At 56.9% G+C, this 26,434-nt stretch carries 20 protein-coding genes; 12 read left to right on the forward strand and 8 right to left on the reverse strand.

Annotation, left to right across the window (positions count from 1 at the left end; genetic code table 11):
• Nucleotides 1–55 precede the first annotated feature (55 nt).
• From IE156_RS10765 to IE156_RS10775, 3 genes are read left to right on the forward strand one after another with little or no spacing between them, the layout of a single operon-like run.
• A complete protein-coding gene (locus IE156_RS10765) occupies nucleotides 56–487 on the forward strand; it encodes a VOC family protein (protein WP_153231128.1) in 432 nt (143 codons plus the stop codon).
• 2 nt (nucleotides 488–489) lie between these two features.
• Nucleotides 490–1,188, forward strand: a complete 699-nt coding sequence (pxpB, locus tag IE156_RS10770; protein ID WP_189392536.1) for a 5-oxoprolinase subunit PxpB — start codon at nucleotides 490–492, stop codon at nucleotides 1,186–1,188.
• On the forward strand, nucleotides 1,185–2,204 hold the full coding sequence (locus IE156_RS10775) for a 5-oxoprolinase subunit C family protein (protein ID WP_189392537.1): 1,020 nt from the start codon (nucleotides 1,185–1,187) through the stop codon (nucleotides 2,202–2,204). Before pxpB ends, IE156_RS10775 begins: the two co-directional genes overlap by 4 nt.
• A gap of 232 nt (nucleotides 2,205–2,436) precedes the next feature.
• Here the strand turns inward: IE156_RS10775 and ilvA are convergent, their stop codons facing one another.
• Entirely contained in the window at nucleotides 2,437–3,945 is a 1,509-nt protein-coding gene (gene ilvA, locus IE156_RS10780) for a threonine ammonia-lyase, biosynthetic (protein ID WP_189392538.1), read from the reverse strand.
• 151 nt (nucleotides 3,946–4,096) lie between these two features.
• On the opposite strand from ilvA, the gene IE156_RS10785 reads away from it, so the two are divergent.
• From IE156_RS10785 to IE156_RS10805, 5 genes are all read left to right on the forward strand, one after another.
• On the forward strand, nucleotides 4,097–4,639 hold the full coding sequence (locus tag IE156_RS10785) for a YqaA family protein (protein ID WP_189392539.1): 543 nt from the start codon (nucleotides 4,097–4,099) through the stop codon (nucleotides 4,637–4,639).
• A gap of 146 nt (nucleotides 4,640–4,785) precedes the next feature.
• Nucleotides 4,786–8,727: a DUF3683 domain-containing protein gene (locus IE156_RS10790; RefSeq protein ID WP_189392540.1), complete on the forward strand. Its 3,942-nt coding sequence runs from the start codon at nucleotides 4,786–4,788 to the stop codon at nucleotides 8,725–8,727.
• Nucleotides 8,728–8,918: 191 nt separating this feature from the next.
• Nucleotides 8,919–9,413, forward strand: a complete 495-nt coding sequence (locus IE156_RS10795; protein WP_189392541.1) for a HugZ family pyridoxamine 5'-phosphate oxidase — start codon at nucleotides 8,919–8,921, stop codon at nucleotides 9,411–9,413.
• A gap of 421 nt (nucleotides 9,414–9,834) precedes the next feature.
• Nucleotides 9,835–12,630: an autotransporter domain-containing protein gene (locus IE156_RS10800; RefSeq protein ID WP_189392542.1), complete on the forward strand. Its 2,796-nt coding sequence runs from the start codon at nucleotides 9,835–9,837 to the stop codon at nucleotides 12,628–12,630.
• Nucleotides 12,631–12,876: 246 nt separating this feature from the next.
• Nucleotides 12,877–15,681 carry an autotransporter domain-containing protein gene (locus tag IE156_RS10805; RefSeq protein ID WP_189392543.1) on the forward strand — a complete coding sequence of 935 codons (2,805 nt, stop codon included), beginning with the start codon at nucleotides 12,877–12,879 and terminating at the stop codon, nucleotides 15,679–15,681.
• Nucleotides 15,682–15,824: 143 nt separating this feature from the next.
• Here IE156_RS10805 and IE156_RS10810 read toward each other — a convergent pair whose 3' ends face one another.
• The 7 genes from IE156_RS10810 to IE156_RS10840 form a co-directional block, all read right to left on the reverse strand.
• Nucleotides 15,825–16,376, reverse strand: a complete 552-nt coding sequence (locus tag IE156_RS10810; protein ID WP_189392544.1) for an adenine phosphoribosyltransferase — start codon at nucleotides 16,374–16,376, stop codon at nucleotides 15,825–15,827.
• Between the two features lie 170 nt (nucleotides 16,377–16,546).
• Nucleotides 16,547–18,241: a thiol reductant ABC exporter subunit CydC gene (gene cydC, locus IE156_RS10815; protein WP_189392545.1), complete on the reverse strand. Its 1,695-nt coding sequence runs from the start codon at nucleotides 18,239–18,241 to the stop codon at nucleotides 16,547–16,549.
• Nucleotides 18,238–19,938 carry a thiol reductant ABC exporter subunit CydD gene (gene cydD, locus IE156_RS10820; RefSeq protein ID WP_229841230.1) on the reverse strand — a complete coding sequence of 567 codons (1,701 nt, stop codon included), beginning with the start codon at nucleotides 19,936–19,938 and terminating at the stop codon, nucleotides 18,238–18,240. Before cydD ends, cydC begins: the two co-directional genes overlap by 4 nt.
• Nucleotides 19,939–20,079 carry a cytochrome bd-I oxidase subunit CydX gene (gene cydX / locus IE156_RS10825; RefSeq protein WP_189392546.1) on the reverse strand — a complete coding sequence of 47 codons (141 nt, stop codon included), beginning with the start codon at nucleotides 20,077–20,079 and terminating at the stop codon, nucleotides 19,939–19,941.
• Nucleotides 20,080–20,093: 14 nt separating this feature from the next.
• Nucleotides 20,094–21,245 carry a cytochrome d ubiquinol oxidase subunit II gene (gene cydB / locus IE156_RS10830; RefSeq protein ID WP_189392547.1) on the reverse strand — a complete coding sequence of 384 codons (1,152 nt, stop codon included), beginning with the start codon at nucleotides 21,243–21,245 and terminating at the stop codon, nucleotides 20,094–20,096.
• Between the two features lie 15 nt (nucleotides 21,246–21,260).
• A complete protein-coding gene (locus tag IE156_RS10835) occupies nucleotides 21,261–22,844 on the reverse strand; it encodes a cytochrome ubiquinol oxidase subunit I (RefSeq protein WP_189392548.1) in 1,584 nt (527 codons plus the stop codon).
• Nucleotides 22,837–23,403, reverse strand: coding sequence for a GbsR/MarR family transcriptional regulator (locus IE156_RS10840; protein ID WP_189392549.1), 567 nt, complete (start codon nucleotides 23,401–23,403; stop codon nucleotides 22,837–22,839). The genes IE156_RS10835 and IE156_RS10840 overlap by 8 nt, the downstream gene beginning before the upstream one ends.
• Before the next feature lie 157 nt (nucleotides 23,404–23,560).
• On the opposite strand from IE156_RS10840, the gene IE156_RS10845 reads away from it, so the two are divergent.
• Genes IE156_RS10845 through lptA form a run of 4 tightly spaced genes read left to right on the forward strand, consistent with a single transcriptional unit; the run spans nucleotide 23,561 to nucleotide 26,428 of the window.
• Complete coding sequence (locus IE156_RS10845) at nucleotides 23,561–24,550, forward strand: KpsF/GutQ family sugar-phosphate isomerase (protein WP_189392550.1); 990 nt, start codon at nucleotides 23,561–23,563, stop codon at nucleotides 24,548–24,550.
• 2 nt (nucleotides 24,551–24,552) lie between these two features.
• The gene (locus IE156_RS10850; protein WP_189392551.1) at nucleotides 24,553–25,158 is read left to right on the forward strand and encodes a KdsC family phosphatase; all 606 of its coding nucleotides are present in this window, start codon (nucleotides 24,553–24,555) and stop codon (nucleotides 25,156–25,158) included.
• 2 nt (nucleotides 25,159–25,160) lie between these two features.
• A complete protein-coding gene (gene lptC / locus IE156_RS10855) occupies nucleotides 25,161–25,781 on the forward strand; it encodes an LPS export ABC transporter periplasmic protein LptC (protein ID WP_189392552.1) in 621 nt (206 codons plus the stop codon).
• Nucleotides 25,778–26,428: a lipopolysaccharide transport periplasmic protein LptA gene (lptA, locus tag IE156_RS10860; RefSeq protein ID WP_189392553.1), complete on the forward strand. Its 651-nt coding sequence runs from the start codon at nucleotides 25,778–25,780 to the stop codon at nucleotides 26,426–26,428. The genes lptC and lptA overlap by 4 nt, the downstream gene beginning before the upstream one ends.
• Nucleotides 26,429–26,434: the final 6 nt, after the last annotated feature.

Here is a 26,434-nt window from a genome sequence, read left to right on the forward strand (position 1 = left end):
CAATTAACGGCTCTGAAGACCACGTTGGCGGCCTTACGCCGCACAGGAGCCAAGCATGTCCAATACCAACGAGCTGCGCCCTTTCCACCTGGCTTTTCCGGTCCATGATCTGGCCGTTGCACGCCAGTTCTATGGACAGACACTGGGCTGTCCCGAAGGCCGATCCTCTGATCAGTGGATTGACTTCAATTTCTACGGCCACCAGATCGTGGCCCACTTGGCCCCTTCCGAGTGTGGCAGCAACGCCACCAGCGCCGTCGATGCGCACAACGTTCCTGTGCGCCATTTTGGCGTCGTGCTGGACATGCCCACCTGGCAAACCCTAGCCGACAAGCTGGTCGCCGCTGGCACCAAATTCGTGATCGAGCCCTACATCCGCTTCAAAGGCGAACCCGGCGAACAAGCCACCATGTTCTTCATGGACCCGTCTGGCAACGCCCTGGAGTTCAAGGCCTTCAATAGCCTGGACTCGCTTTTTGCCAAATAACGATGCACAAGTCCTGGCAACTGACTGAACAAGGCGACCGCTGCCTGCTGGTGCAGTTCAGTGGTGAACTCTCCTTGGAAACCGGTTTACGTTGCACGCGCGCAGCGCGACTGCTGCGCGCCCAGGCACCGGCCTGTATCAGTGATCTGGTCCCCAGCTTTACGGCAGTCGCTATCCATTTCTACCCGGATGGCAGCAGCGACCAGTTGGCACGCTTGCACGACTATGTTCATCAGGCGCTGGCCGAGCTCGATGCCAGCACCGATCAAGCCGCCCCTGGTGCCTTGGTGGATATTCCGGTTTGCTACGGCGGCCCCTTCGGCCCTGACCTGCCTGCCATTGCCGAACAATTGGGACTAAGTCAGGAACAAGTCATTGAGCTGCACAGCAGTCAAGTGCAGTTGGTATTCATGGTGGGCTTTGCTCCCGGCGCTCCCTATGTGGGGATTTTGCCCGAGCAGCTTAATGTGCCGCGCCGCGCCACACCGCGCACGGTGCTGCCCAAAGGCTCGGTAGCGATTGCCAACCAGCAAACCATTATTTATCCCAACGAATCGCCCGGTGGCTGGCATTTAATTGGCCGCTCGCCGGTTAACTTGTTCGATGCCCGGCGCTCCCCTGCTGCCCTGCTCGCCCCTGGCGATCAAGTCCGCTTTGTGTCGCTGCCCCACGAACAGTTCGATCACTGGACACCTGCATGACGGTGCATATCCTCAAACCAGGCATGATGAGCAGCCTGCAAGACCGAGGCCGTTATGGGCATCAACACCTGGGGGTCTCCCCCAGCGGTGCCATGGATGAGCGCGCTCACCGTCTGGCCCATTTGCTGGCGGGTAATTCTGCAGCGCAGGATCTGGCCAGCCTGGAAATCACTCTGCAAGGCCCCAGCCTGCGTTTTGATGAACCCGCCTTGTTTGTTCTGACAGGCGCGGATATGAACGCCACGTTGGACGACCAAGCAGTCGCGGTCTTGCGCCCTACACTGGCCCGCGCCGGGCAAACACTGAACTTGCAGGCAGCCAAACCCAATCATGGCGCTCGCACTTATTTGTCTATCTACGGCGGCTTCCAGGTCGAGTCCCTGCTGGGCAGCCAAAGTACCCATATGCGGGTCGGCCTGGGTGGTTTTGAAGGCCGCGCCTTGAAAAAAGGCGACCAGATTCAGCTGGCCCAGCCACTGCCTGATGACGAAACCGCACTGAACCGACTACAGGCCGAACTGGATGAACTGCGCATCTACATGCCAGCTGCCTTGGCATTAGCTCCCCGAGAGCGCGTGCGCGTCATTCTGGATCAAGCCGATTTGTTTACCGACGAATCACTGGCTCTATTTCAAAGCCAAAGCTACCGTATCAGCCCGGCATCAGAGCGCATGGGTTACCGCCTGGAAGGCCAGCCCCTGCAGCGCAAAACCCCCAAAGAACTGCTGTCCGCCCCCACCTGCTTTGGCACGATTCAGGTTCCCAACGACGGCCAGCCTATTGTGTTGATGGCCGACCGACAAACCACCGGCGGCTACCCTCGCATCGGCCAGCTTGCCAGCGTGGATTTGGCGCAAATCGCACAGCGTTTACCGGGTCAGAATCTAGGTTTTGAAGTGATAACACTAGAGCAAGCACATGCTCTGGCTACGCGTCAGGAACAAGCGTTTACGCGCTTAAATGACAGCTTGGAAAGCTTGCGGAAGGCTTGCGCACAATGCATGGACCGCGCCTAAGGCCTTACCCTCTGGATTAGGGCCATATAAGACCTGATCCCATTCGCCCATACAAAAAATGCGCTTCAATTACTAAGCTCAAACAAGGGCGCGCCATCCATTTCTGAATCGCCATAGAAAACACCCCAAAAACTGGAAAAAATCCGATGTTTGGGGTGTTGTTCAGGTTCCGGACGGAATGCTTCCGCGCTGTCTGACGCGAAGCTCTTCAGCTATCGCGCCATCTGCCAAATTACAGAAACAGCTTGTAGGCGGGGTTATCTGTCTCGTCCCAGTGTGGGTAGCCAAGATTACCCAAAAAGGCTTTGAATTCCTTTTTATCGGCAGACGGCACCTGAATACCGATCAAGATACGGCCGTAGTCGTCCCCCTGGTTACGATAGTGGAACAAGCTGATATTCCAGTCCTGATTCATGCTGGACAGGAATTTACGCAAGGCACCGGGGCGCTCTGGAAACTCAAAACGCAGCAGGACTTCGTCCGTTGCCTGGCTGGACACCCCGCCCACCATATGGCGTACATGGGTCTTTGCCAGTTCATTGCCCGTCAGATTCAGGGTGCCAAAGCCTTTCTTTACAAAACGCTCTTCCAGTTTTTCGATCTCCGCTTCCGAGGAAATCGACAGCCCCACAAAGACATGCGCCTTTTCAGGGTTGGACATGCGGTAGTTAAACTCGGTCACCGAACGCGTACCCAGGGCATCACACAGGCGGCGGAAGCTGCCTTTGGCCTCGGGAATCGTCAGGGCGAACAGGGCCTCACGAGCCTGACCCACATCCGCACGGTCTGCCACCATGCGCATACGGTCAAAGTTCATGTTGGCGCCAGACGTCACCGCAATCAGTGTCTTGTTCTTGAGCTTATGTTGGGCGGCATAGCGCTTGGCACCAGCCAAGGCCAAGGCACCAGCAGGCTCCAGTACGCTACGCGAATCCTGAAACACATCTTTGATTGCCGCGCAGATGGCGTCTGTATCGACAATGACAAAGTCATCCACATACTGACGCACCAGACGGAAGGTTTCCAACCCCACTTGCTTGACGGCCGTGCCATCAGAAAACAGGCCAACGTCCGACAAGTTCACGCGGCGGCCAGCCTTGATACTGCGCACCATGGCACAGGAATCCTCGGTCTGCACGCCGATCACTTTGATCTCTGGGCGCAGGGCCTTGATGTAGGTAGCCACCCCTGCAGCCAGACCGCCGCCCCCAATCGCCACAAACACGGCTTCAATCGGGCCGGGATGCTGCTGGAGGATTTCCATAGCCACTGTGCCCTGCCCAGCGATGACATCGGGGTCGTCAAAAGGATGCACAAAGGTCAGGCCTTCGCTCTTTTGCAGCTCCAAGGCATGCTGATAGGAATCGGAATAGCTCTCGCCTACCAGAACCACTTCACCGCCCAGATTGCGCACGCCATCAATTTTGACTTGCGGGGTGGTCGTTGGCATCACAATAACGGCACGACAACCCAGCTTGCGCGCTGACATTGCCACACCTTGTGCATGGTTACCCGCGGATGCCGCCAGTACGCCACGCTTTAATTCTGCGGCCGACAGATTGGCCATTTTGTTATAGGCACCGCGCAACTTGAAGCTAAAAACAGGTTGATAGTCTTCGCGCTTGAGCAGCACCGTGTTACTAATTCGTGCCGATACCTGAGGAGCGGGTTCCAGTGGTGTTTCGATAGCAATATCGTACACTTTTGAGGTCAGAATGCGCTTAAGGTAATCGTTCGACATGATTCAAGTTTCAAGTAACAGCCGGTTTGCCACCAAGGCCAGTGCCAGGCCCCTGCCTGAGACTGCTCACCGGGGAAGAAAAACAGAATACCATAGGCGGATGCCCTAACTGGCGTCCATTCCCCCTTCCCGAGAACCATCTACTTTATCTATGCAAGCCTGGATCTCCGATCTTATTTCTTGGCTCTTGACCGCCCTGTCCTTACCCGAAGTGGGTTTAAGCGCCATCTTTATCATCAGTCTGGTCTCGGCCACCTTGCTCCCCCTGGGTTCAGAACCAGCTGTTTTTGCCTACATCAACCTGGCGCCGACGATGTTCTGGCCTGCCGTGCTGGTTGCTACGGTAGGCAATACCGTAGGCGGTGCCATCAGCTACGCCACTGGCCTGGGCGCGGAAAAAGCCTATGAAGCCTGGCGCCTGAAGCACCCGCATCACAGCGAGGACGAGCAAACGCCCAAAAACAAAGCAGCGGGTCGCTGGCATGAACTAGGGCAGCGCTGGCTGACCCGCGTGGGCCCGCCCGCCCTGCTCCTGTCCTGGCTGCCCGTCGTGGGCGACCCGCTGTGCGCCGTGGCCGGTTGGCTACGCCTGCCGTTTTGGCCCAGCGTGTTTTATATGGCTGTCGGAAAACTGGGGCGCTATATAACCATGACCGCCGGTTTGCTATGGATTTTCCCTAAGCTCGGTTGGTAATTTGCTGCAAACAGGCCGCAAACGTCTCTTTATCCCTGCCTTGGCCCTCTAGTAAGGGGGCAGCCTGCCTGCGATTCGTATACACTTGCCTTTTGCCTCTCTGCTCCTCGCTGAGCCGCCCTTGACGGGCCTTGCCAACTATAGCTATGAACGCCCCCATCGCAAGCAAGCACCTGGCCGCCCAGGCACGCAACAACGACACGCCGCGCCTGCGTGAAATCCCCTACAACTACACCTCTTACTCAGACCGGGAAATTATCCTGCGACTGCTGGGTGAGGAAGCCTGGGAAAAGCTGTCCGAGCTCCGCTCCGAACGCCGCACAGGCCGCTCCGCACGCATGCTGTTTGAAGTGCTGGGTGATATCTGGGTGGTTAAGCGCAACCCTTATCTGCAGGACGATCTGCTGGACAATCCCAAGCGCCAGCATCAACTGATCGAAGCCCTGAACCATCGCTTGAACGAGATTGACCAGCGCCGTGATAGCGCCGTTCCCGATCGCGATGCCAAGGTCCTGCGCCTGTTGCACGCTGCCCGCGGTGCTGTAGCTGCCTTTGAGCAAGAATTTACCGATACCCGCGCCCTGCGCCAGCAAATCGTGCGCTCTTTGTCGCGCCTGACCGCCAAGGACAACATCAAGTTTGATGGTCTGTCGCGCGTCTCGCACGTCACCGATGCCACCGACTGGCGGGTGGAATATCCCTTTGTCGTGCTCACCCCTGATCACGAAAACGAGATGGCCGCCCTGGTCCGCGCCTGTATCGAACTGAAGCTGACCATCATCCCGCGTGGAGGTGGTACAGGCTATACCGGTGGTGCCATTCCGCTTAGCTGGCGCTCGGTGGTCATCAATACCGAAAAACTAGATGCCATCGGCAAGCCGGAACAATCCACGCTGCCCGGCATGACAGAACCCGTCACTACGATTTTGACAGGTGCTGGTGTTGTTACCCGTCGTGTGGCTGACGCAGCAGAAGCTGCCGGTACCGTATTTGCAGTAGACCCAACCTCGGCCGACGCCTCCTGTGTGGGCGGCAATATCGCCATGAACGCCGGTGGTAAAAAAGCCGTATTGTGGGGCACTGCCCTGGACAACCTGGCCTGGTGGCGCATGGTTGATGCCCAGGGCAACTGGCTGGAAGTCACCCGCCTTGAACACAATATGGGCAAGATCCACGATGTGGAAATGGCTCACTTTGAGGTCAAATGGTTTGATGGCCGTTATGCCCCCGGTGCTCAACTGCTGCGCAGCGAAACCCTACACATTGAAGGCCGTCGTTTCCGTAAGGAAGGCCTGGGCAAAGATGTCACCGACAAATTCCTGGCTGGCCTGCCCGGTATTCAAAAAGAAGGCTGTGATGGCCTGATCACGCAAGCCCGCTGGGTCTTGCATCGTATGCCCGCGCATACCCGTACCGTCTGTATGGAGTTTTTCGGCCAGGCCAAACAGGCCGTGCCCTCCATTGTGGAAGTCATTGACTACCTGAACGGCGAAGGCAAGCGGATCGGCGCTATTCTGGCCGGTCTGGAGCACTTGGACGAACGCTATCTGCGTGCCGTGGGCTATGCCACCAAGAGCAAGCGTGATGGCCTGCCCAAGATGGTCTTGATTGGCGACATCGTGGGCGACGACCCCGATGCCGTTGCCACTGCGGCCTCTGAAGTGGTGCGTCTGGCCAATGGCCGCTCCGGTGAAGGCTTTGTGGCTGTCAGTGCCGAAGCCCGCAAGAAATTCTGGGCTGACCGTGCCCGTACCGCTGCCATTGCCCGTCATACCAACGCCTTCAAGATCAACGAAGACGTGGTGATTCCCCTGCGCCGCATGGGTGAGTACACCGAAGAGATCGAACGCATCAATATTGAACTGTCCACGGATAACAAGCTGCGCTTGACCCGTGAACTGGAAGACTTCCTGCAGGGCGCGCTGCCCGTAGGCAAGATCGAAGACCACAGCGATGCCGAGCATACACGCGAAGAGATTCTGGACGAGCGCCGCCACGATGCGCTACAGATCGTACGCGACGTACGCCAGCGCTGGCAGTGGTTGCAAGACAATCTGGACAAGCCCCTGCAAGAATCGCGGGCTGATCTAGCCGAAATTGCTGTGCCGCTGGATAGCGCCGCCATTGACGCGCGTCTGCAAGAAGATCCCAACACCTCGATCTTCCAGCTTCTGCAGGATCACACCATTCGCACTTCCTGGAAGAGCGAAATCCGTGAAAGCCTGGAGCACATTTTCCCTGGTGCCGATTGCGCCGCGGTGCTGACCGAGCTGCAAGCCATTCACGACCGTGTTCTGAAAAGCCGGGTATTTGTGGCCCTGCACATGCACGCCGGTGACGGTAACGTGCATACCAACATCCCCGTGAACTCGGACGATTACGGCATGCTGCAGCAGGCTAATGTCACCGTGGCCCGGATTATGCAGATTGCCCGTAGTCTGGACGGCGTCATTTCCGGCGAACACGGTATTGGTCTAACCAAGTACGAATTCCTGACGCAAGAAGAGCTGGAGCCTTTCCAGAACTACAAGCGCGAAGTGGACCCCAACAACCACTTCAACGCCGGCAAGCTGATGCCCGGTGCGGATTTGAGTCGCGCCTGGACGCCCAGCTTCAATCTGCTGGGTCACGAATCGCTGATCATGCAACGCAGTGAAATCGGCTCTATCTCCCATGCCATCAAGGATTGCTTGCGCTGCGGCAAGTGCAAACCGGTCTGTGCCACCCACGTGCCACGCGCCAACTTGCTGTACTCGCCCCGCAACAAGATTCTGGCTACCTCCCTGCTGATCGAAGCCTTCCTGTACGAAGAACAAACGCGTCGCGGGATCAGCCTGAAGCACTGGGAAGAATTTGAAGACGTGGGCGACCACTGCACCCTGTGCCACAAGTGCTACAACCCCTGTCCGGTGGATATCGACTTTGGCGATGTGTCCATGGAAATGCGCTCCTTGTTGAACCGCATGGGCAAAAAGTCCTTTAATCCGGGCTCGGCGGCGGCCATGTTCTTCCTGAACGCCAAGGACCCACGCGTCATCAAAGCAACGCGTACCGCCATGATTGAAGTGGGCTACAAAGTCCAGCGCGCCGCTCATAATCTGCTGGCAGCTCCTGCCCGCAAGCAAGTCAGCGCACCGCCTGCCAGTATTGGCAAGGCTCCTATTCGCGAACAAGTTATCCACTTTATCAACCGCAAGATGCCCGGTGGCCTGCCCAAGCAAACCGCCCGTAAATTGCTGGATATTGAAAACTCGGATTACGTGCCTATCATCCGCAACCCCGCAGCCACTTCGGTGGATTCGGAAGCCGTGTTTTACTTCCCCGGCTGTGGTTCGGAGCGTTTGTTCTCGCAAGTGGGGCTGGCTACCCAGGCCATGCTCTGGCATGTGGGCGTGCAAACCGTTCTGCCTCCTGGCTATCTGTGCTGTGGTTACCCGCAGCGTGGCAGCGGCCAAAGCGACAAAGCGGAAAAGATCATCACCGACAACCGCGTGCTGTTCCATCGCATGGCCACCACCCTGAACTACCTGGACATCAAAACCGTGGTGGTCAGCTGTGGTACCTGTTACGACCAGCTGGCGGGCTACGAATTCGACAAGATCTTCCCTGGCTGCCGCTTGATCGACATTCACGAATATCTGCTGGAAAAAGGCTTGAAGCTGGAAGACGTACAAGGCGTGCGCTACATGTACCACGATCCTTGCCACAGCCCCATGAAGCTGCAAGACCCCATGAAAACAGTCAAATCCCTGGTGGGCGACAGCACCATCAAGGCAGATCGTTGTTGTGGTGAGTCGGGCACACTGGCTGTGTCGCGTCCCGACATCTCCACGCAAATCCGTTTCCGCAAGCATGAAGAACTGCAAAAGAACCAGGATGCCGTCCGCGCCGATGGCTTCCAGGGCGAAGTCAAAGTGCTGACTTCCTGTCCGTCCTGCCTGCAAGGTTTGTCCCGCTACGAGGACGAAACCAAGATGGATGCGGATTACATCGTGGTGGAAATGGCCAAGCACATGCTGGGCGAGAACTGGATGGCAGACTACGTACGCCATGCCAACGATGGTGGTATTGAGCGCGTTCTGGTCTAAGCCAAACGCATCACTCCCCTTGAACAGGCCGGCTTTATGTCGGCCTGTTTTGTAAACAGCTCCTTGACGGGGAGCAGGTCGCAGACACGGCCTAGGGCACTTGTACTGTTGGGCCGCCGCAAGTTAAGAAAGCCCTCCGGGCGCAACAAGTCCAAAGCGCAGTGTGAGAGTTTTTCAGAATAGGTGTTTTTATGTCTGTTGATGATCCATTGCTAATCAGCCTGCAAACCCTGCTCCGCAGTGAACGCACGGCAGCGCTGGGAACCCTCAGCAATCAAGGATTGCCGGTGGTCTCCCGCGTCCCCTTTGCTATCTGCCCAGAACAAGCCAGCATCATCATCCACATCAGCGAAATGGCGGCTCATACCCGTTATTTACTGCAACGCCCCGATGCCAGCCTGATGATCGGCCAAAGCGAGCACGGTCAGGATGCCGTCCATGACTTGCCCCGTGTCACCTTTCAGATGCTGGCCCGTAAACTGGAGCGCGAGCAGCCCGACTGGGAGCAAGCCAAGCAGGCCTATACCGCCCGTTTCCCTGACATGGAGTTCTTGAGCCGCTTTACGGACTTCCATTTCTTTGCCCTGGATCTGGTCAGAGTGCGCCATATCGCTGGGTTCGCAGCGGCACGGACCTTGAAGCCTGAATGGATACGCGCCTTGCTGGCAGAGCCTGTGGCCAATTGAGGCCCACAGGCTTGCAATCATAGCCAGCCTCGAAGGCGCTGGAGTCCCGCTCCAGCCAATAGCCACATCAAAACACCTTAAAACAACGACAAGCCAGGGTGCCTTCACCCATTGCAGGGTGTGCGCCGTCTCCAGAATGTTGCTGGCCTTGCAACAAAATCGTCACTAGCTGATTTCCAGGCAAGGAAATCCAAGCACCAATTAAACGCCCCTCGCACCAGATAAATCGCCACTCACTTTCCTGGCTCTCCCAACACCGTCGCACGTTTTCGCTTGTTTCAAACGCCAAGCATGACAAAACGTAAATTTGGCCGCTATAAGATTCAACAGCTACGACCTTAAATGGCGTGCAACGCATTCGACAACACGAACTCACAACGCGTTGCCGCCAAGCGTAGAAAAACCCCCAGGAGAGAAAGAGATGTCGAACAAGAAACGCAGCACCTATGTGCTGGTGCAAATGGCTTTACTGAGCCTGGTTTTTCCAGGTCTCGCCCATGCCGAACCAGATGGCTCGCTGGCGCAGTGGCGCACCAAAGAATACAAACGTCAGCCTGGCCTGGACATGATCAATGCCGCCAAAGCCTACTCGCTGGGCTTTACTGGCAGGGGCGTAACAGTCGGCATCCTGGACACGGGCATTGCTGCCACCCACCCCGAATTTGCGGGCGCACTTGTCGGGGGTTTTGACTTCAACACCCATACTCCCTATACCAATAGCCAAGGAGTGGACTCGGACGATGCGCCGGGCCATGGCACTCACGTTGCTGGAATTGTCGGTGCACGTCGTGATGGCTTGGGGATGCACGGCGTTGCATTTAACAGCTCTCTGTTTCCTGTCGCCTACGGAGAGCCCGATGATGACGACGATGATGATGACGATGACACCGAACCTACTCGAGAAGAAGCCGCAGCCCACTTTGATCGGCTTGCCTCCCAAGGCTGGAACTACCTGGCGCAGTTCAAACTGCCCATTATTAATAGCAGCTTGGGAGTCAACGACTGTGCCAAGTCGTACGCTCCACCTTGCCATGTTGTAGATTATGGCTCGGCACAAGGCGCTCTGGACTGGCAGCCATTAATTATTGACGCCTTCAAAAACAGTGCACAAGCGGGCACCCTGATGGTGTTTGCCACCGGCAATGAAGCCCAAGACCACCCCGACCTGCTGGCCGGTTCGCCCTACTGGTTTCCCGAACTGAAAGACAATTGGCTGGCCGTCACGGCCTTGGATGAAAAAGGCAATCTGGCCTCCTATGCCAATAAATGCGGTGTAGCGGCTGAATGGTGTCTGGCGGCACCGGGAGGCGGCCACGCCCCCGGCATTAACTCAGTCAACTCAGGCGGTGGCTACGCCCACCTGAGCGGCACCTCCATGGCCTCCCCCCACGTTGCGGGCGCGGCTGCGCTCGTCAAAGAGGCCTTTCCCTACTTCACCGCCTATCACCTGCAACAAACCTTGCTGACCACTGCGACCTCCATGGGCGATCCGTCCATTTACGGCTGGGGCCTGATGAATGTGGGTAAGGCCGTGCAAGGCCCCGGACAATTCACCCGCCTGTTCGATGTGGATACGCTAGGCTACAACTCCACTTTCGCCAATGACATCAGCGGCACGGGCGGTCTGCACAAACGCGGTTCCGGCTCTCTGGAGCTGACCGGCAATAACAGCTATACCGGCGACACCACCGTCAGCGCAGGTCGTCTGGCCGTCAATGGCACACTGGCCTCTGCCGTGACCGTCGAACGTGAGGGAACGCTGGGCGGTTCCGGTACCGTCGCTCAAGTCGACAACTATGGCACCCTGGCTCCAGGCAATTCGGTTGGCACACTGACCGTCAGCGGCGACTACATTGCCTATGCTGGCTCAGTGCATGAGCTGGAGGTCGGTCCTGCAGGTGCAACAGATCGTCTGGTTGTCGGTGGTGCTGCCCATATCGACGGCACCCTGAAGCTGGCCGGTGGCCCCTTCCGTCAGAACGTGGCTTACTCCTTTCTGGATGCAGCCAATGGTGTGACAGGTCAGTACAGCCACATTACATACGACATGGCTTTCTTGTCGCCTACTCTGCTTTACGGCCCCAGTCTGTCCTTGATGATCAAGCGTAATGACACGCCGTTTGCCACGTTTGCCAATACAGGGAACCAGAAAGCCGTGGCCAATGCCTTGGACACTGGGTCGGATCAACCTCCGGCCGCTATGGCCGAGCTGTATGACACGGTGCTCAATGCCCAATCCGATAGCGTGGCAGGCTATATGGAGCAACTGCAAGGTCAGATCCATGCAGGCACGACTTCCGCATTGCTCGGCAATGGCGACCTACTGCCACGTACCTTGGGCAAACAGGCGGCTGGTGCCCGTAATGCAACGGGGAAAGATACTGTTTTGTGGGCTGAGGTCATCCATCAACAACGTGATCTGGACGGTGACGACAACAGCCAGGATGTACGCCATAAAGTCGGCGGCCTGTTCCTGGGTGGCGATACCGCTCTTGGCGAACAAGGATGGCGCATGGGTGCCTCCTTGGGCTATTTGGAAAACCGCATCAAGCTGGATGATCACCGTCAGACTTCGCGTAGCAACAGCTACAGCGCCGCTCTATACGGAACCCAAGCGTGGGAAATGGGTTCGGGCAGTCTGAACCTGCTGGCCGGTGGCGCGTACACCCGCCACAGCCTGGACAGCGAACGCTCCATCTCCATTCACCAGTACGAGACCCTGAAAGCCGACTACAAGGCGCATAGCATTCAAGCTTTTGCCCAGTTGGGTTACCGCATGCCCGTCAGCCCCCGCTCCAGCGTCGAGCCCTACGCCAGCGTGAACTGGCATCAACTGCGTCACGGCTCCTTCAGCGAATCCGGTGGCCAAGCCGCTTTGCGTGGTGACTCGCAACGTCAGAACCTGAGCACAGTAACGCTGGGCCTGCGTGGCACCACCGAGCTGGATCTGTCCAAAACCACATTGTCCTTAAGTGCTGGCTTGGGCTGGCGTCATGCCTTGGGTGACACCGCCCCCGAACGTGAACTGGCCTTTGCCGCCCTGCCCGGCAGCAACTTCCATGTCAGCGGTGCGCCTATCGCCAAGAACGCCGCCGTAGCCGAATTGGGTGCTGAGCTGAAAGCCGGCAAAAGCACCTCCTTCGGCCTGAACTACCAAGGACAGTTTGGCCGCAACCAGGACCACGCCGGATCTCTGTTCATGAAGGTTCGCTTCTAAGCAAGGCAGCTGCAAGGTGGTGGCTGCCTCGCTCAGTCACCATCTTCGCAACAAAATAAGCAGGCATGAAAAATCTCGGCGATGCACAGACATGCTGGAGCCGCTTAATAGAGCACGACCTCGACGACATATCGGCCCATAAGAACAAGATTAAACGGCCATGCCGTTAAATATGTCTCAAGGATATCAACGGCAAACTTTCGCAACGAATTGCCGCCACATATAAAAAGCCCAAGAGAGGAAGAGATGTCGAACAAGAAACGCAGCACCTATCTGCGGGTGCAGATGGCTTTGCTCAGCCTTGCCTTGCCGGGTATCGCCTATGCGGCGCCTGACAACAGCCTGGAGCAATGGCGCACCAAAGAGTACAAACGTCAGCCTGGCCTGGACATGATCAATGCGGCCAAAGCCTATTCACTTGGCTTTACCGGCAAAGGCGTGACGGTCGGCTATCTGGATTCGGGTATTGGGGCTTCGCACCCTGAGTTTGCCGGTGCCATTGCAGGCGGCTTTAATTTCATGACAGACACCCCCTATGCGAATGGCCAAGGCGCCGATAACGGCGACCCTTCCGGACACGGCAGTCATGTTGCCGGCATTATCGGCGCTAGACGCGATGGTACGGGCATGCACGGCGTCGCCTTCGACAGCCAGCTCTTTGCCGTTGCTTACGGCATCAATGACGGTGACGATGACGATGACGATGACGACGATGATGATGGCCCCCCACCGACTCCAGAACAGATGAGGGCTATCCAGGATCAAATGCTCGCTAAGGGCTGGAATTATCTCGCCCAGTTTCAACTACCCATTATTAATAGCAGTTTGGGGCTCAATAACTGCCGCGACTCCTACGACCCACCCTGCCATGTCCTGGAGTATGGTTCAGCGCAAGGTGCACTAGATGCCCAGCCCCTGATTATCGAGTCCTTCAAGAACAGCGTACAAGCGGGCTCCTTGATGGTCTTTGCCACCGGCAACGAAGCACAAGACCATCCTGACTTTCTGGCCGGCTCTCCCCACTGGTTTCCTGAACTCAAAGATAACTGGCTAGCGGTTACCGCCTTGAATGAAGACGGCTCCTTGGCCTCTTACGCCAATAAATGCGGTGTAGCCGCTGAATGGTGTTTGACCGCTCCCGGAGGTGAGAATCCCGGGATTGTCTCTGTCAACTCCAGTGGTGGCTATGTCTACAAAGGGGGGACCTCCATGGCCGCCCCCCACGTTGCCGGGGCGGCTGCCTTGGTGAAGGAAGCCTTCCCCTACTTCACCGCCTATCACTTGCAACAAACCTTGCTGACCACCGCCACCGACCTGGGTGACCCCAGCATTTACGGCTGGGGCCTGCTGAATGTGGGCAAGGCCGTACAAGGCCCCGGACAATTCACCCGCCTGTTCGATGTAGACACACTGGGCTACCACTCCACCTTCGCCAATGACATAAGCGGCATAGGGGGGTTGCATAAACGTGGCTCAGGCTCTCTGGAGCTGACCGGCAATAACAGCTATACCGGCGACACCACCGTCAGCGGTGGCCGCCTGGCCGTCAATGGCACGCTGGTATCCGCTATCACCGTAGAGCGCAAAGGCACTTTAGGTGGCTCTGGTACGGTGACCCAAGTAGACAACTACGGCACCCTGGCTCCGGGTAATTCAGTTGGCACCTTGACTGTCAGTGGTGACTACACCGCCCATTCAGGCTCCGTCCATGAGCTGGAAGTTGACTCAAGCGGCGCGAGCGATCGCTTGGTAGTGGGTGGCACGGCCCATATCGACGGCACCCTCAAACTGGCTGGCGGCCCCTTCCGCCAGAACGTCGCCTATTCATTCCTGAATGCGACCAACGGTGTGACCGGGCAATACAGCCACATCGCTTATGACATGGCCTTCTTGTCACCGACCTTAGTCTACGGCCCCAGCCTGTCCTTGACGGTCGAGCGCAACGACACGCCCTTTTCCTCCTTCGCCTATACCGGCAATCAGAAATCTGTCGCCCAAGCATTGGATACCGGCTCCACACAGCCTCCTGCCGCCATGACGGATCTGTATGACACGGTCCTCAATGCCCAGTCCAGCCAGGTCGCAGGCTATATGGAGCAGTTGCAAGGTCAGATCCACGCTGGCACCACCTCTGCACTGCTGAGCAATGGCGATCTGTTGCCCCGCACCTTGAGCAAACAGGCCTCGGGCGCCCGTAACACCACAGGTCAAGACACCGTCTTGTGGGCTGAAGTGATCCATCAACAACGTGATCTGGACGGCGACGACAACAGTCAGGATGTACGCCACAAAGTCGATGGCCTGTTTCTGGGTGGCGATACCGCTGTTGGCGAGCAAGGCTGGCGCATGGGTGCGTCTCTGGGCTACCTGGAAAATCGCATCAAGCTGGATGATCGTCGTCAGACCTCGCGCAGCAACAGCTACAGTGCCGCCCTGTACGGGACACAGGCTTGGGAAATGGGTTCGGGCAGTCTGAACCTGCTGGCCGGTGGCGCGTACACCCGCCACAGCCTGGACAGCGAACGCTCCATCTCAGTCCACCAGTACGAGACGCTGAAAGCTGACTACAAGGCACACAGCATTCAAGCCTTTGCTCAATTGGGATACCGCATGCCGGTTAGCCCCCGCTCCAGCGTCGAACCTTACGCCAGCGTGAACTGGCATCAACTGCGTCATGGTTCCTTTAGCGAGTCCGGTGGTCAAGCTGCCTTGCGTGGGGACTCACAACGTCAGAACCTGAGCACAGTAACGCTGGGGCTGCGAGGTACTACCGAACTGGATCTATCCAAAACAACGCTGTCTTTGAGCGCCGGTTTGGGCTGGCGTCATGCCATGGGTGACACCACACCCGAGCGTCAACTGGCCTTTGCTGCCCTACCCGGCAGCAGTTTCCGGATCAGCGGTGCACCTATCGCCAAGAACGCTGCCGTGGCCGAATTAGGCGCGGAGCTGAAAGCCGGCAAGAGCACCTCGTTTGGTTTGAACTACCAGGGTCAGTTTGGTCGCAATCAAGATCACGCCGGTTCCCTGTTCATGAAGGTTCGTTTCTGATCTGACACGCCCCAGGGCGGGGCTTGCATCATGCTCTCCTCGCCCTGCCCTCACCCAGACAGGCATGAAAAATCCCTGCAATGCATAAGCATGGCAGGGATACAGGCTAGATCACCAGCCGACTGCAACTCGGCCTACCGCGATCAGCGATCTGTTTCTTTAAAACTGCAGACGGTGTAAACCGACAAGCCGGAATCAGTCACAGCTTTAGAACCGCCCAACTCGGGCAGATCAATAATGGCAGCGGCTTCCACCACATTGGCACCCAAACGCTGCAACAAGCGCGCAGCAGCCAACAAGGTACCGCCTGTAGCGATCAGGTCATCAATCAGCAAAACACGCTGACCAGGGCGCACTGCATCGGTGTGCATCTCGACGCTGGCATTGCCATACTCCAGGGAATACTCTTCAGCCACAGTGTTGAACGGCAATTTGCCCTTTTTACGAACAGGTACAAAACCCAGATTCAGCTCATACGCCAGAACCGAGCCCACAATAAAGCCACGCGCATCCACACCCGCTACCAGATCCAGCTTTTGTCCCATGTAACGGTAGACAAACAGATCAATCAACACCCGGAAAGACCGTGGATCTTGCAAAACGGGGGTGATATCGCGGAAAGTCACCCCTGGCTTTGGCCAGTCCGGCACATTGCGAATGATTTGACGGATGTACTGGGTGGGATCAATTTGCATGTCAAAGCTTCTACAACAAAAAATCCGGGCGCGAAGGGCGCTCTTGGATACGTTGCAAGTGTACACAATTGGGCAGCAGCAACAAGGGCTCGTCCGGCTTGTGCTCGTAAGTTGTACTAATACGACGCGATTAGCGCAAAATCCCTACAAACTTGACCCGAGCCATCCTTTTAGTTTGGCTCTAAAGTATTTATTGGCGTGCTGGATTTAGCCTGCAAACGACCAGCCTCAAACTGATAAACGCGATCGACCAGGGGCAGCAAACGAGTATCGTGGGTAGCCATAATGACGGTCTTGCCACGCGCTGCCGTCAAAATATCCTGCATCAAAGCCTGGCTGGTGGGGCCATCCAGGCTGGCCGTAGGTTCATCCAGAAACCAGATATGGGCAGGGGACAACAGTACGCGCGCCAGACACAGGCGGCGCTGTTGCCCTAAGGACAATTGCTGACCGCCCTCGCCCAACCAAGTATCCAGGCCCTGCGGCAAATCACGCACTGCCGAGTCCAACTGAGCATCGTGCAACACCTGCCAAATGCGTTGTTCGGAGGCGGTCGGCTCGGCCAGAAGCAGATTGTCTCGTACCGAACCCAGAAACAGCGGCGAATCCTGTGCCAATAAAGCGCAATGTTCAAACCAACTGGTGCGGGTCCAGTTTTGGGCCGCCTCACCCTCAACAAGATATTGCTGACCCGATACAGGCAGCAAGCGCATCAATACGCCTAATAAAGTCGATTTACCTGAACCGCTAGGCCCAAAAATGGCAAGGTGATCGCCGGGCTGAACTTGCAGCGACATGTGTTCAAGCACAGCTTGCGAACCATAGGAAAAATTCAGATCGGTGATTTCCAGGGAAGCAGGCCTGCCCAGCGTAATACCTTGCCCATGTTCCTGTTCCATATCAACCGGCTCATCCAGAATCGTCAGTAAACGATGACTGGCTGCTTGTACCTCACCCAGCCGGGAAGCCCCGCGCATCATGGGGGCCATGATCTCGAACAGGCCCAATAAAGCCAATACCAGGCCCACCCATAAAGGACCGCTCATTGCTTGCAAATTGACCTGCTGCGCACCCACCAGCAAACAGATCATCAAGGCCACACCCATCAAAACCTGCTGGAAAAACTGACCCACAATTCCCCAGCCATTGCTGCGCAAACGAGCTTGCCCCAGCTGCTGGCTAAGCTTGTCCACTTGTTCCTGTACCGCATCCGCTGCCGCAAAGACCTGAATGTCGGCATAGGCCCGGATGGCTTGATGGACCAGAACGCGCTGGCGGTTTTCCAATTCATGCACCTGTTGGGCCGCACGACTGGCTCCACGCGCACAAATATAGGGAATCAGACAGGCCGCTATTAATAAGCAGGCCAAAATCAGCCAGGCCCACCACGACAACCAGGTTTGCAACACAGCACTGAATACCAGCCCCGCCACCACGGCCGTGCTCAAGGGCACCAGGATCAGCAAAAGCACCAAATCCAGAATCGCGACGTCAGAGGTCAGGCTGGATGCCAGCTCACCGTCCCGAAACTGGGCCAAACGAGACTGGCTAAAACGGCTCAGACGACCAAAGACCAGGCTACGTATGCGTACCTGTAGATCCAGGGTTAGGGCATGGCCGACCACTCGCTCCAGATAACGAGAGGTAATGCGCCAAAAGGACAGGCCACGGATCATGGCCGAAGGGCCAAACAGGTTGAACACAATGCCTAAGGTCGCCAAGAAGGCACTACTCAAAAACCAACCCGCAACGCCCAACAGGCCCACGCCGGCCGCCACCGTGCTGATCGCCAACAGAACGGTGAACAACACGGCACCGCGTCGTGCTCGCAGGCTGGCACTCAAGAGGCGGAACCAGGCTTTCATGCCGTCAGGACTCCTTGGGCTATACGTAGCTGGTTCGAGCACATGGCAGCCAACTGCTCATCATGCGTCGCCACAACAAGACAACGCCCCTGACAGAAGCGCAGAATATTACGCATGACCTGATCTCGTGTGGCCGCATCCAGCCGGGAGCTAGGCTCATCGAGCAGCACGACATGGGGGTCGGTCAAGAAAAGACGAGCCAAAGCCAAACGCTGAATCTGGCCCCCAGACAGGCCAAAGCCGCCTTCGCCCAACGCAGTTTGCAGACCCTCGGGCAAAGCACGAACGAACTCGGTAGCGCAAGCGTGTTCCAGCGCCTGCCACAACTGTTCATCACTGGCTTGTGGAGCGGCCAGGCGCAAGCCATCGGCAATCGTGCCCATGGCTAAAAAAGCTTGTTGGGAAATCAGCACGACCCCGTCGTGGCGAGTCAGCAAACGCCCGGCAGTATCGCTATTACGCAGCAGAATTTCACCCTGCGTTAACGGTCGCAAACCAATCAGGCTTTCCAGCAGACTGGTTTTGCCCGAGCCGCTGGCACCCAAAACAGCGTAGGACTGATCGATATAAAGCTGCAAACCCGGCACATCCAGCAACGTCCCCGGCCCGCCTAATTGCGGTAGCCGCACATGACGCAGCACCAAAACCGGCAAGTTGGGAAAAACGGCTTCCACAGCCGCACTGGTGGGCGCGGCGGGAATCAAATCCTGCCCTAGGCTCGACCACAGCCTATCCACTTCCACCGCCGCAGCACGCGCCGCGGCGCGGTCATGATAATTAGCCGCTAACTGGCGTAATGGCTGATAAGCCTCGGGGGCCAGGAGCAGACAAAACAAACCCTGCTGCAAACTGATTCCGGAGAAGGACTCGCCCAGATAGCCTAAGTACCCCAAACCAATATAAACAGCGATACCGGCCACACCCAAAGCGGCAAAAAACTCCAGCACAGCGGAGGACAAAAAAGCGATACGCAGCACCTTCATGGTGCGGGTACGCAATTCCTGGCTGGCCAGTTCCACGCGCTGCAACTCATCCTGCCCGCGCCCCATCAAACTTAAGGTGAAAATACCGCGTAGACGGTCGGCAAAAAAACCGGATAAACGTAAGGTCGTTTGCTGTTGCTCACGGCTGGCGGCTTCCGCCCCCCACCCCACTAAGGCCATGAACAGGGGAATCAAAGGGGTACTGAGCAGCAAGATCAGGGCAACAATGCCATCCACCGGCAAAACCGCGAGCACCAGTGCTAAAGGCACCAAAGCCGCTGCCCCCATACAAGGGATATAGCGCGTCACAAAGCCATCCAGCGCTTCAATTTGCGTGATCAGACTGGTGGAGAGCTCGCCGCTATTGCTGGCCCGCAAACGGGGCACCGTGCTGCGAAACAGTCGGGAAAACAAATCAGAACGCAGCCCTTGTTTCAGTTGTTCTGAAACCTTCTGGGCGCGACGCTCACCCAAAGCGGAAATAGCGGCGCGCAGCAGCAAGAGCGCCGCCACCATCAAAATAGAGAAAAGCTGCCCTGTCCAGGGCAAGCCATCGACCACAATCGCTTGCACAATCTGCGCCAGCAACCAGGCCTGGGGAATCAGTAATGCGCCAGCCAGCACTGGGGCCAGCATAGAAGCCCGCAAAGCCGTGCGGGCGCGGCTGGAGAATTGCTCCAGCCACTGTTGCGCCGTTGGACTTTGCGGGGTCAATCAGACCTCGATATTTGCATTGGCCTTGGAGGAAGCTGCATTCTGCAAAGCAGTGTTCTCACGCAGCTCGAACCACATCGCATTCAAGATAGAAAATGCGCAGGCTAGACCCAAACCTAAAACCCAAGAGAAGTACCACATATGCGCTGGCCTCCTTAGTAAGAATGAGAAGAATCGTTCATGCTGGCCACCGACACCTTGCCGCGCATCACGCTATAGACCCAAGAGGTGTAAAGCACAATGATAGGCAGGAACACCAGTGTCACCAGCAACATGATCCACAAGGTCAGATGACTGGCCGAGGCATCAAACAAGGTCAGGCTGGAACCGGGGTTCAAGGACGATGGCAAGAGGAAGGGGAAAACGGCAAAGCCAAACGTCAGGATGATGCCGCCCAATGCCAGGGACGAGAACAGCAAAGCCAGCAAACCACGACCACGGCCCGCGAGCAAAGCGCCCAGCAGCAAACCGGCAAAACCCACAATCGGCGCCGCCCACAGAGCCGGCCAGGTACGGTAATTGGCCAACCAGCCGCCTTCCACCATCTCTACCGTCTTGCCAATAGGATTGGACATGGCATGAGCCACTTCAGGCCAAGGCATGCTGTAGCCATTCATGGCACTGATCCACCAGCCACCGGCCGCAAAAGCCAGAATGGACAGCAGACCCAAAGGCATAGCCCAGGCACGCGCACGGCGAGCAACATGATCACTCCCTTTCCAGGCCACAACCACGGCCCCTTGGAAAGCCAGCATCAATACGCTGAGCAGGCCACACAAGACAGCAAAAGGCTGGAACAGGCCAAAGAAATTGCCGTGGTACATAGGACGCAGCGTAGTGGGATCAAAGCCGAATGGCACACCCAGCATGACATTACCGATGGCCACCCCAAACACCAGGGCACAAACCAGACCCGAAGCTGTCCAGATCGCATCCCAGTTACGGCGCCAACGAGTCGAGCTCAATTTGCTGCGGTACTTGATAGCCACCGGGCGAACAATCAAGGCCACCAGAAGCAGCATCATGGCCAGGTAAAAACCTGAAAACGCCATGGCATAGAGCAAAGGCCAAGCCGCAAAGGCCACACCCCCGGCCACAATCAGCCAGACCTGGTTACCTTCCCAGACCGGACCAATCACGTTGTATAGCGTGCGCCGTTCGTCATCGCTGCGAGCCACCAGCGGCAGCACCATCGCCACCCCCAGATCAGCCCCGTCCATGATGGCAAAAGCAGCCAGCAAAACGCCCAGCAGCAACCACCAGATGATGCGCAGGGTGTCGTAATCGAGAAGAATCAAATTATCCATGACGGTTCCCCCTCCTTAACCGCGCAGCAACGGAGCGTTGCGCGAACCATAAGACAAAGCGGAAGGTGTCGCTGTCCCACCCTCGTCATCCGGACCTTTACGCACCGAATGCAGCATGACCTTGATGCCTATCACCGCCAAGGTGCTATAGAGCAGCAAGAAGATCGTCATACTGATCATCAAGTCGACAAAGGACAGGCCGGAAGCCGCATAGTAAGTAGGCAAAACACCTTCAATCGCCCAGGGCTGACGTCCGAACTCGGCCACAAACCAGCCACACTCAATGGCAACCCAAGGTAAGGGAATGCTCCAGACAGCGGCTTTGAGCAAGCGCGGATGACGTTGCAGGCGGTCACGCGAAGCCAGTACAAAGGCCACACCAAAGAACAGGATGAAGTACAGGCCCAGAGCCACCATTACACGGAAACTCCAGAACAAAGGCGCAACCTGTGGCACCGTATCCCAGGCTGCCTGGGCAATGGTGTCGGTATCTGCCTTGCCAATATCTTCCGTATAGCGCTTGAGCAACAAGGCGTAGCCCAAGTCCTTCCAGTTATTGTCAAAGACACGACGGGCCTCAAGGTTGCTGGCATCGGCACGCACGATCTGAAGCGCCTCATAAGCCCGCAAGCCGTTGGCAATCCGGATCTTGGCATGCTCCACCAGCTCGTTGATACCCAGCATGGGGGTACTGACAGAACGTGTCCCGATCAGACCCATGACCCACGGAATCTCAATGGCGAAGCGGTTTTCTCTCGCTTCCTGATCCGGCCAGGCCAAGAGGTTAAAGCTGGCTGGTGCCTCCTCGGTTTCCCACATGGATTCCATCGCGGCAATCTTCATTTGCTGGTGCTCGGTGGTCAGATAACCACTTTCATCACCCAGCACCACTACGGACAGCGAGGCTGCCAAGCCAAAACTGGCCGCTACCGTCATGGAGCGCTTGGCTAAATCAATATGGCGGCCGCGCAGCAAGTACCAGGCACTGATACCCATGACGAACATGGCACCCAGTACATAGCCGGCGCTAACGGTATGCACAACTTTGGCTTGCGCAACAGGATTAAGAATGACCTCGGCAAAATCGGTCATTTCCATACGCATGGTGTGAGGGTTGAAGATGGCACCGACCGGGTTTTGCATCCAGCCATTGGCGACCAGAATCCACAGAGCCGACAAGTTGGTACCGATAGCCACCAGCCAGGTAACGATCAGGTGCCCCAGTTTGGAGAGACGATCCCAGCCAAAAAAGAACAGGCCGACAAAGGTGGCTTCCAAGAAAAAAGCCATCAAACCTTCAATGGCTAGCGGCGCTCCAAAAATGTCGCCTACATAGTGGCTGTAATAGGCCCAGTTCATGCCGAACTGAAATTCCATCACAATCCCGGTGGCAACGCCCAGGGCAAAGTTAATCCCAAAGAGCACGCCCCAGAACTTGGTCATGCGGCGCCAGATGGGTTTGCCCGTCATGACGTAAACGCTTTCCATAATGGCCAGCAAAAACGACAGGCCCAGCGTCAAGGGAACAAACAAAAAGTGAAACATCGCGGTAGAAGCAAATTGCAGCCGCGATAAGGTAACGACATCCAGATCAATCATGACGACCCCCAGTTTGATCAGCTTTGCGAATCTTCCCGGCGAAACCCAGCACTTTCTGAACTTTGCTGCCTAAGCGCATCAGATTTTGCAGGGTCTCGGGCGGTAAGTGATGAACCTCGTCAAACCAAGCACAAGCCAACTCGATCAGTTCCAACATTTCGTTAATGCGCTGCTGCCCATATGCCTCTTCGTCATTGACGGGCGCTTCCATAAGAATACTTCGCAATAAGGTCAATGTGGGATCAATCTCGCGCTTGCGTTTCTCCTCGACCAAGGTACGAAAAATCTCCCACACATCCTTGGGAGATTCAAAGTATTCACGGCGCTCGCCGATCTTGTGCGTCATGTTGACCAGTCGCCAGGACTGCAACTCGCGCAAGCTAATACTGACATTGGAACGGGAGATGCCTAGCGTTTCGGCGATCTCATCGGCGTGGAGGGCTTCGGGGGCAATGAACAGCAACGCATAGATCTGGCCCACCGTACGGTTGACCCCCCAGCGCCCGCCCATCTCCCCAAAGTGCAGAATAAAACGCTCTGCCTGTGGTCCTAGATTCATGGCTTCCTGAAGTTTCAGTAATTACTGAAATTACAAAACAAGACGTATCTTAACCTTAAACTATTCAGCCTGCTACTGGTCCAAACACTTCTAGCCTTACAATTTGCCTCCTGCAAATCTGCATGCCAAGCGCACACTTCACGTTTACAATTTCGCCATGAATACATCGGCACTTTTCGATCCTGAGCACATCCTGTCCTCGGCACGTCGCACCTTCGCTATCGAAGTTCAAGCACTGCAAGCGCTTGGCGCACGACTGGACCAAAGTTTTGTCGCTGCCACCGAGCTGCTCGTACATTGTCAGGGCCGTGTTGTGGTGACGGGCATTGGCAAATCCGGCCATGTAGCCCGCAAGATAGCAGCCACCCTGGCCTCCACTGGCACACCGGCATTTTTCATGCACGCGGCCGAGGCCCTGCATGGCGATCTGGGCATGATTACCAAGCAAGACGTGGTGATTGCCATCTCCTATTCAGGCCAGGCTCAAGAGCTGGTCACAATTTTGACTGTGCTGCGTCGTATGGGTGCCAAGCTGATTGCGATTACCGGCAATGAGCAGTCCGAACTGGCTCAAAACGCCGATTTACATCTGGACGCTCATGTCGAACACGAAGCCTGCCCGCTGAATCTGGCCCCTACAGCTAGCACCACCGCCGCTTTGGTATTAGGCGATGCACTGGCCGTTGCCTGTCTGGAAGCCCGCGGATTCAGCCGCGAAGATTTCGCCCGCTCTCACCCTGGTGGGGCCTTGGGCCGTCAATTACTGACGTTTGTGCGCGACATCATGCGCAGCGGCGAACAACTACCTGTCGTGGCGGCAGACACCTTGATTCCTGATGCCCTGGTCGAGATGTCCAACAAAGGGATGGGCATGACCATCGTGACGGACTCGCACGGCCACCCGGTCGGCCTGTTCACCGATGGCGATCTGCGTCGCTTGATTGCACGTGCTGGCGACATCCGCAGCCTGCCTGTATCAGAAGGCATGAGCCGCGAACCACGCAGTATTGCCGCCGAAGCGTTGGCTATTGAAGCCGCCGAGCAAATGGATGCCCTGCGTATCAGCCAAATGCTGGTATTGGACGCAAACGGGCTATTATTGGGAGCTCTGCACATGCATGACTTGTTGGCTGCAAAGGTAATCTGACCATGATGAATACGCCCACTATTCCACTCCACCCCGCTGAAGCCCAGATCCTGGCCAAGCTGCCCGAAAACGTACGCAACCAATTACGTCAGTTGCGCATGATGGTGTTTGACGTGGACGGTGTGCTTACCGATGGACGCCTGTGGTACAGCGAGCATGGCGAAGAATTCAAGAGCTTTCATGCTCTGGACGGCCATGGTTTGCGCATGCTGGGTGAAAGCGGCATTCACGTAGCCCTGATTACCGGGCGTGAAAGTGGCATCGTGTCCCGTCGTGCCGCCGAACTGGGCATTCCCTTTGTACATCAAGGGGTGCGCGACAAAATTGCTGTGCTGACCCAGATCGCCCAGGAAAACGGCCTGTCTTTAAGCGAGGTTGGTTATATGGGCGACGATCTGATCGACCTGCCAGCCATGCAGCGCGTGGGGTTTTCGGCCAGCGTCTCCGAAGCCCCCTTCTATATCAGTCAAATTGCCAGCTGGGTCGCAACGCTGCCAGCGGGCCAAGGTGCCGTGCGCGAATGCTGTGATGCCATTTTGGCCGCACAGAACCGTCTGGCAGCCTTTATTACCGGCGGCCCGCTGAAAACAACGGGAGTCATCCAGTAATCATGCGTGACCGTCTTCCTACCGTCATTTCCTTGCTGCTGCTGGCCATGTTGGTGCTGGCAACCTGGTGGGCGGTCGACTACACCCAAAGCTCGGTCGCCATTGATCCACCGCGCCGCATTACACATGAGCCTGACTCCTGGGCGCGCGACTTCACCATGATCAGCACCGATGAAACCGGCAGGGCAATCAGCCGTCTGGATGGTGTCATGGCCTACCACTTCCCGGATGACGACTCCCACGATATTACCTCCCCGCGTGCGGTCAGCAACCGCGTCGACTCACCCTTGACAATTGCGACCTCTGACACGGCCCATATGAACGCGGGCGGCGACATCATTACTATGAAGGGCAATGCCCATATCCACCGTCAGGCCACCGAACAGGATGCCGCGCTGGATGTGCGCAGTGAAGTGCTGATCATCCTGCCCGAAGAGGACGTGGTCTACACCAACGAACCGGCACTGGTTGTGAATGGCCAGTCCACCATGCGCGGTACCGGGATGCGTTACGATAATCGCGTTCGCCAACTGAACGTCATGTCGGAATCCGACGTTAAAATCTCGGGCCAACAAACACAAAAAGCGCGTTCTTCCAATAGTTCTAAGGATTCCCCCCCATGACCTCGCCTGACAGCGCCCGCCTGGGCCACAAGCCCAAGCTCTCTTTTAGCCTTTTGCGTGGTGCCCTGGCCCTGTGCCTGAGTGCCGCCGCCCTGGCTTTGCTGCCCACGGCTCCTGCTCTGGCCCAGGCTGCGGCACAAGACGCCGCCGAGCCGGACACCTCTGTGCTGTCCGACACCCTGACCTACGACGATATTGCCAAGCAGACTATCTATAAAGGCAACATCATCCTGACCCGTGGTGCCATGACCTTGATGGCCGACCAATTGGCTATCGAGCAAGACGCAGAAGGCTTCCAGCATGGCACCGCCACCGTCACTGAGCGAGCCCGTGTGACGATTCGCCAAGAAGACCCAGCCAAGTTTGAACTGATGGTCGCCGAAGGCGTCCGAGGCATCTATAACGGCAAAACTGAAGAGGTCGAGCTGATTGGTAAGGCCGTCGTTAATCGCTATGTCTGCGGCAAACTGCAGGACTCCATTCAGGGGCAACGCATTATTTACCGTCAAAAAGACGGTACTTACCAGGCTTTTGGTGGCGCTGAATCCGCTACCCGTGATGGCCGGGTCCGCTCCGTTGCCCGCCCACGCGCCAATGCCGATGCTGCTCTGGCCGAATGCCAACGCAAGTCTTCCCCCCGCAAATAGCCCGGA

The sequence above is a fragment of the Alcaligenes pakistanensis genome, from assembly GCF_014652815.1.
In the GTDB taxonomy this organism is placed as follows: domain Bacteria; phylum Pseudomonadota; class Gammaproteobacteria; order Burkholderiales; family Burkholderiaceae_B; genus Alcaligenes; species Alcaligenes pakistanensis.

Excerpts from the sequence above, each read along its gene's own strand:
- IE156_RS10765 (WP_153231128.1), top strand. The coding sequence starts at position 56 with ATGTCCAATACCAACGAGCTGCGCCCTTTCCACCTGGCTTTTCCGGTC.
- pxpB (WP_189392536.1), top strand. The coding sequence starts at position 490 with ATGCACAAGTCCTGGCAACTGACTGAACAAGGCGACCGCTGCCTGCTG.
- IE156_RS10775 (WP_189392537.1), top strand. The coding sequence starts at position 1,185 with ATGACGGTGCATATCCTCAAACCAGGCATGATGAGCAGCCTGCAAGAC.
- ilvA (WP_189392538.1), bottom strand. The coding sequence starts at position 3,945 with ATGTCGAACGATTACCTTAAGCGCATTCTGACCTCAAAAGTGTACGAT.
- IE156_RS10785 (WP_189392539.1), top strand. The coding sequence starts at position 4,097 with ATGCAAGCCTGGATCTCCGATCTTATTTCTTGGCTCTTGACCGCCCTG.
- IE156_RS10790 (WP_189392540.1), top strand. The coding sequence starts at position 4,786 with ATGAACGCCCCCATCGCAAGCAAGCACCTGGCCGCCCAGGCACGCAAC.
- IE156_RS10795 (WP_189392541.1), top strand. The coding sequence starts at position 8,919 with ATGTCTGTTGATGATCCATTGCTAATCAGCCTGCAAACCCTGCTCCGC.
- IE156_RS10800 (WP_189392542.1), top strand. The coding sequence starts at position 9,835 with ATGTCGAACAAGAAACGCAGCACCTATGTGCTGGTGCAAATGGCTTTA.
- IE156_RS10805 (WP_189392543.1), top strand. The coding sequence starts at position 12,877 with ATGTCGAACAAGAAACGCAGCACCTATCTGCGGGTGCAGATGGCTTTG.
- IE156_RS10810 (WP_189392544.1), bottom strand. The coding sequence starts at position 16,376 with ATGCAAATTGATCCCACCCAGTACATCCGTCAAATCATTCGCAATGTG.
- cydC (WP_189392545.1), bottom strand. The coding sequence starts at position 18,241 with ATGAAAGCCTGGTTCCGCCTCTTGAGTGCCAGCCTGCGAGCACGACGC.
- cydX (WP_189392546.1), bottom strand. The coding sequence starts at position 20,079 with ATGTGGTACTTCTCTTGGGTTTTAGGTTTGGGTCTAGCCTGCGCATTT.
- cydB (WP_189392547.1), bottom strand. The coding sequence starts at position 21,245 with ATGGATAATTTGATTCTTCTCGATTACGACACCCTGCGCATCATCTGG.
- IE156_RS10835 (WP_189392548.1), bottom strand. The coding sequence starts at position 22,844 with ATGATTGATCTGGATGTCGTTACCTTATCGCGGCTGCAATTTGCTTCT.
- IE156_RS10840 (WP_189392549.1), bottom strand. The coding sequence starts at position 23,403 with ATGAATCTAGGACCACAGGCAGAGCGTTTTATTCTGCACTTTGGGGAG.
- IE156_RS10845 (WP_189392550.1), top strand. The coding sequence starts at position 23,561 with ATGAATACATCGGCACTTTTCGATCCTGAGCACATCCTGTCCTCGGCA.
- IE156_RS10850 (WP_189392551.1), top strand. The coding sequence starts at position 24,553 with ATGATGAATACGCCCACTATTCCACTCCACCCCGCTGAAGCCCAGATC.
- lptC (WP_189392552.1), top strand. The coding sequence starts at position 25,161 with ATGCGTGACCGTCTTCCTACCGTCATTTCCTTGCTGCTGCTGGCCATG.
- lptA (WP_189392553.1), top strand. The coding sequence starts at position 25,778 with ATGACCTCGCCTGACAGCGCCCGCCTGGGCCACAAGCCCAAGCTCTCT.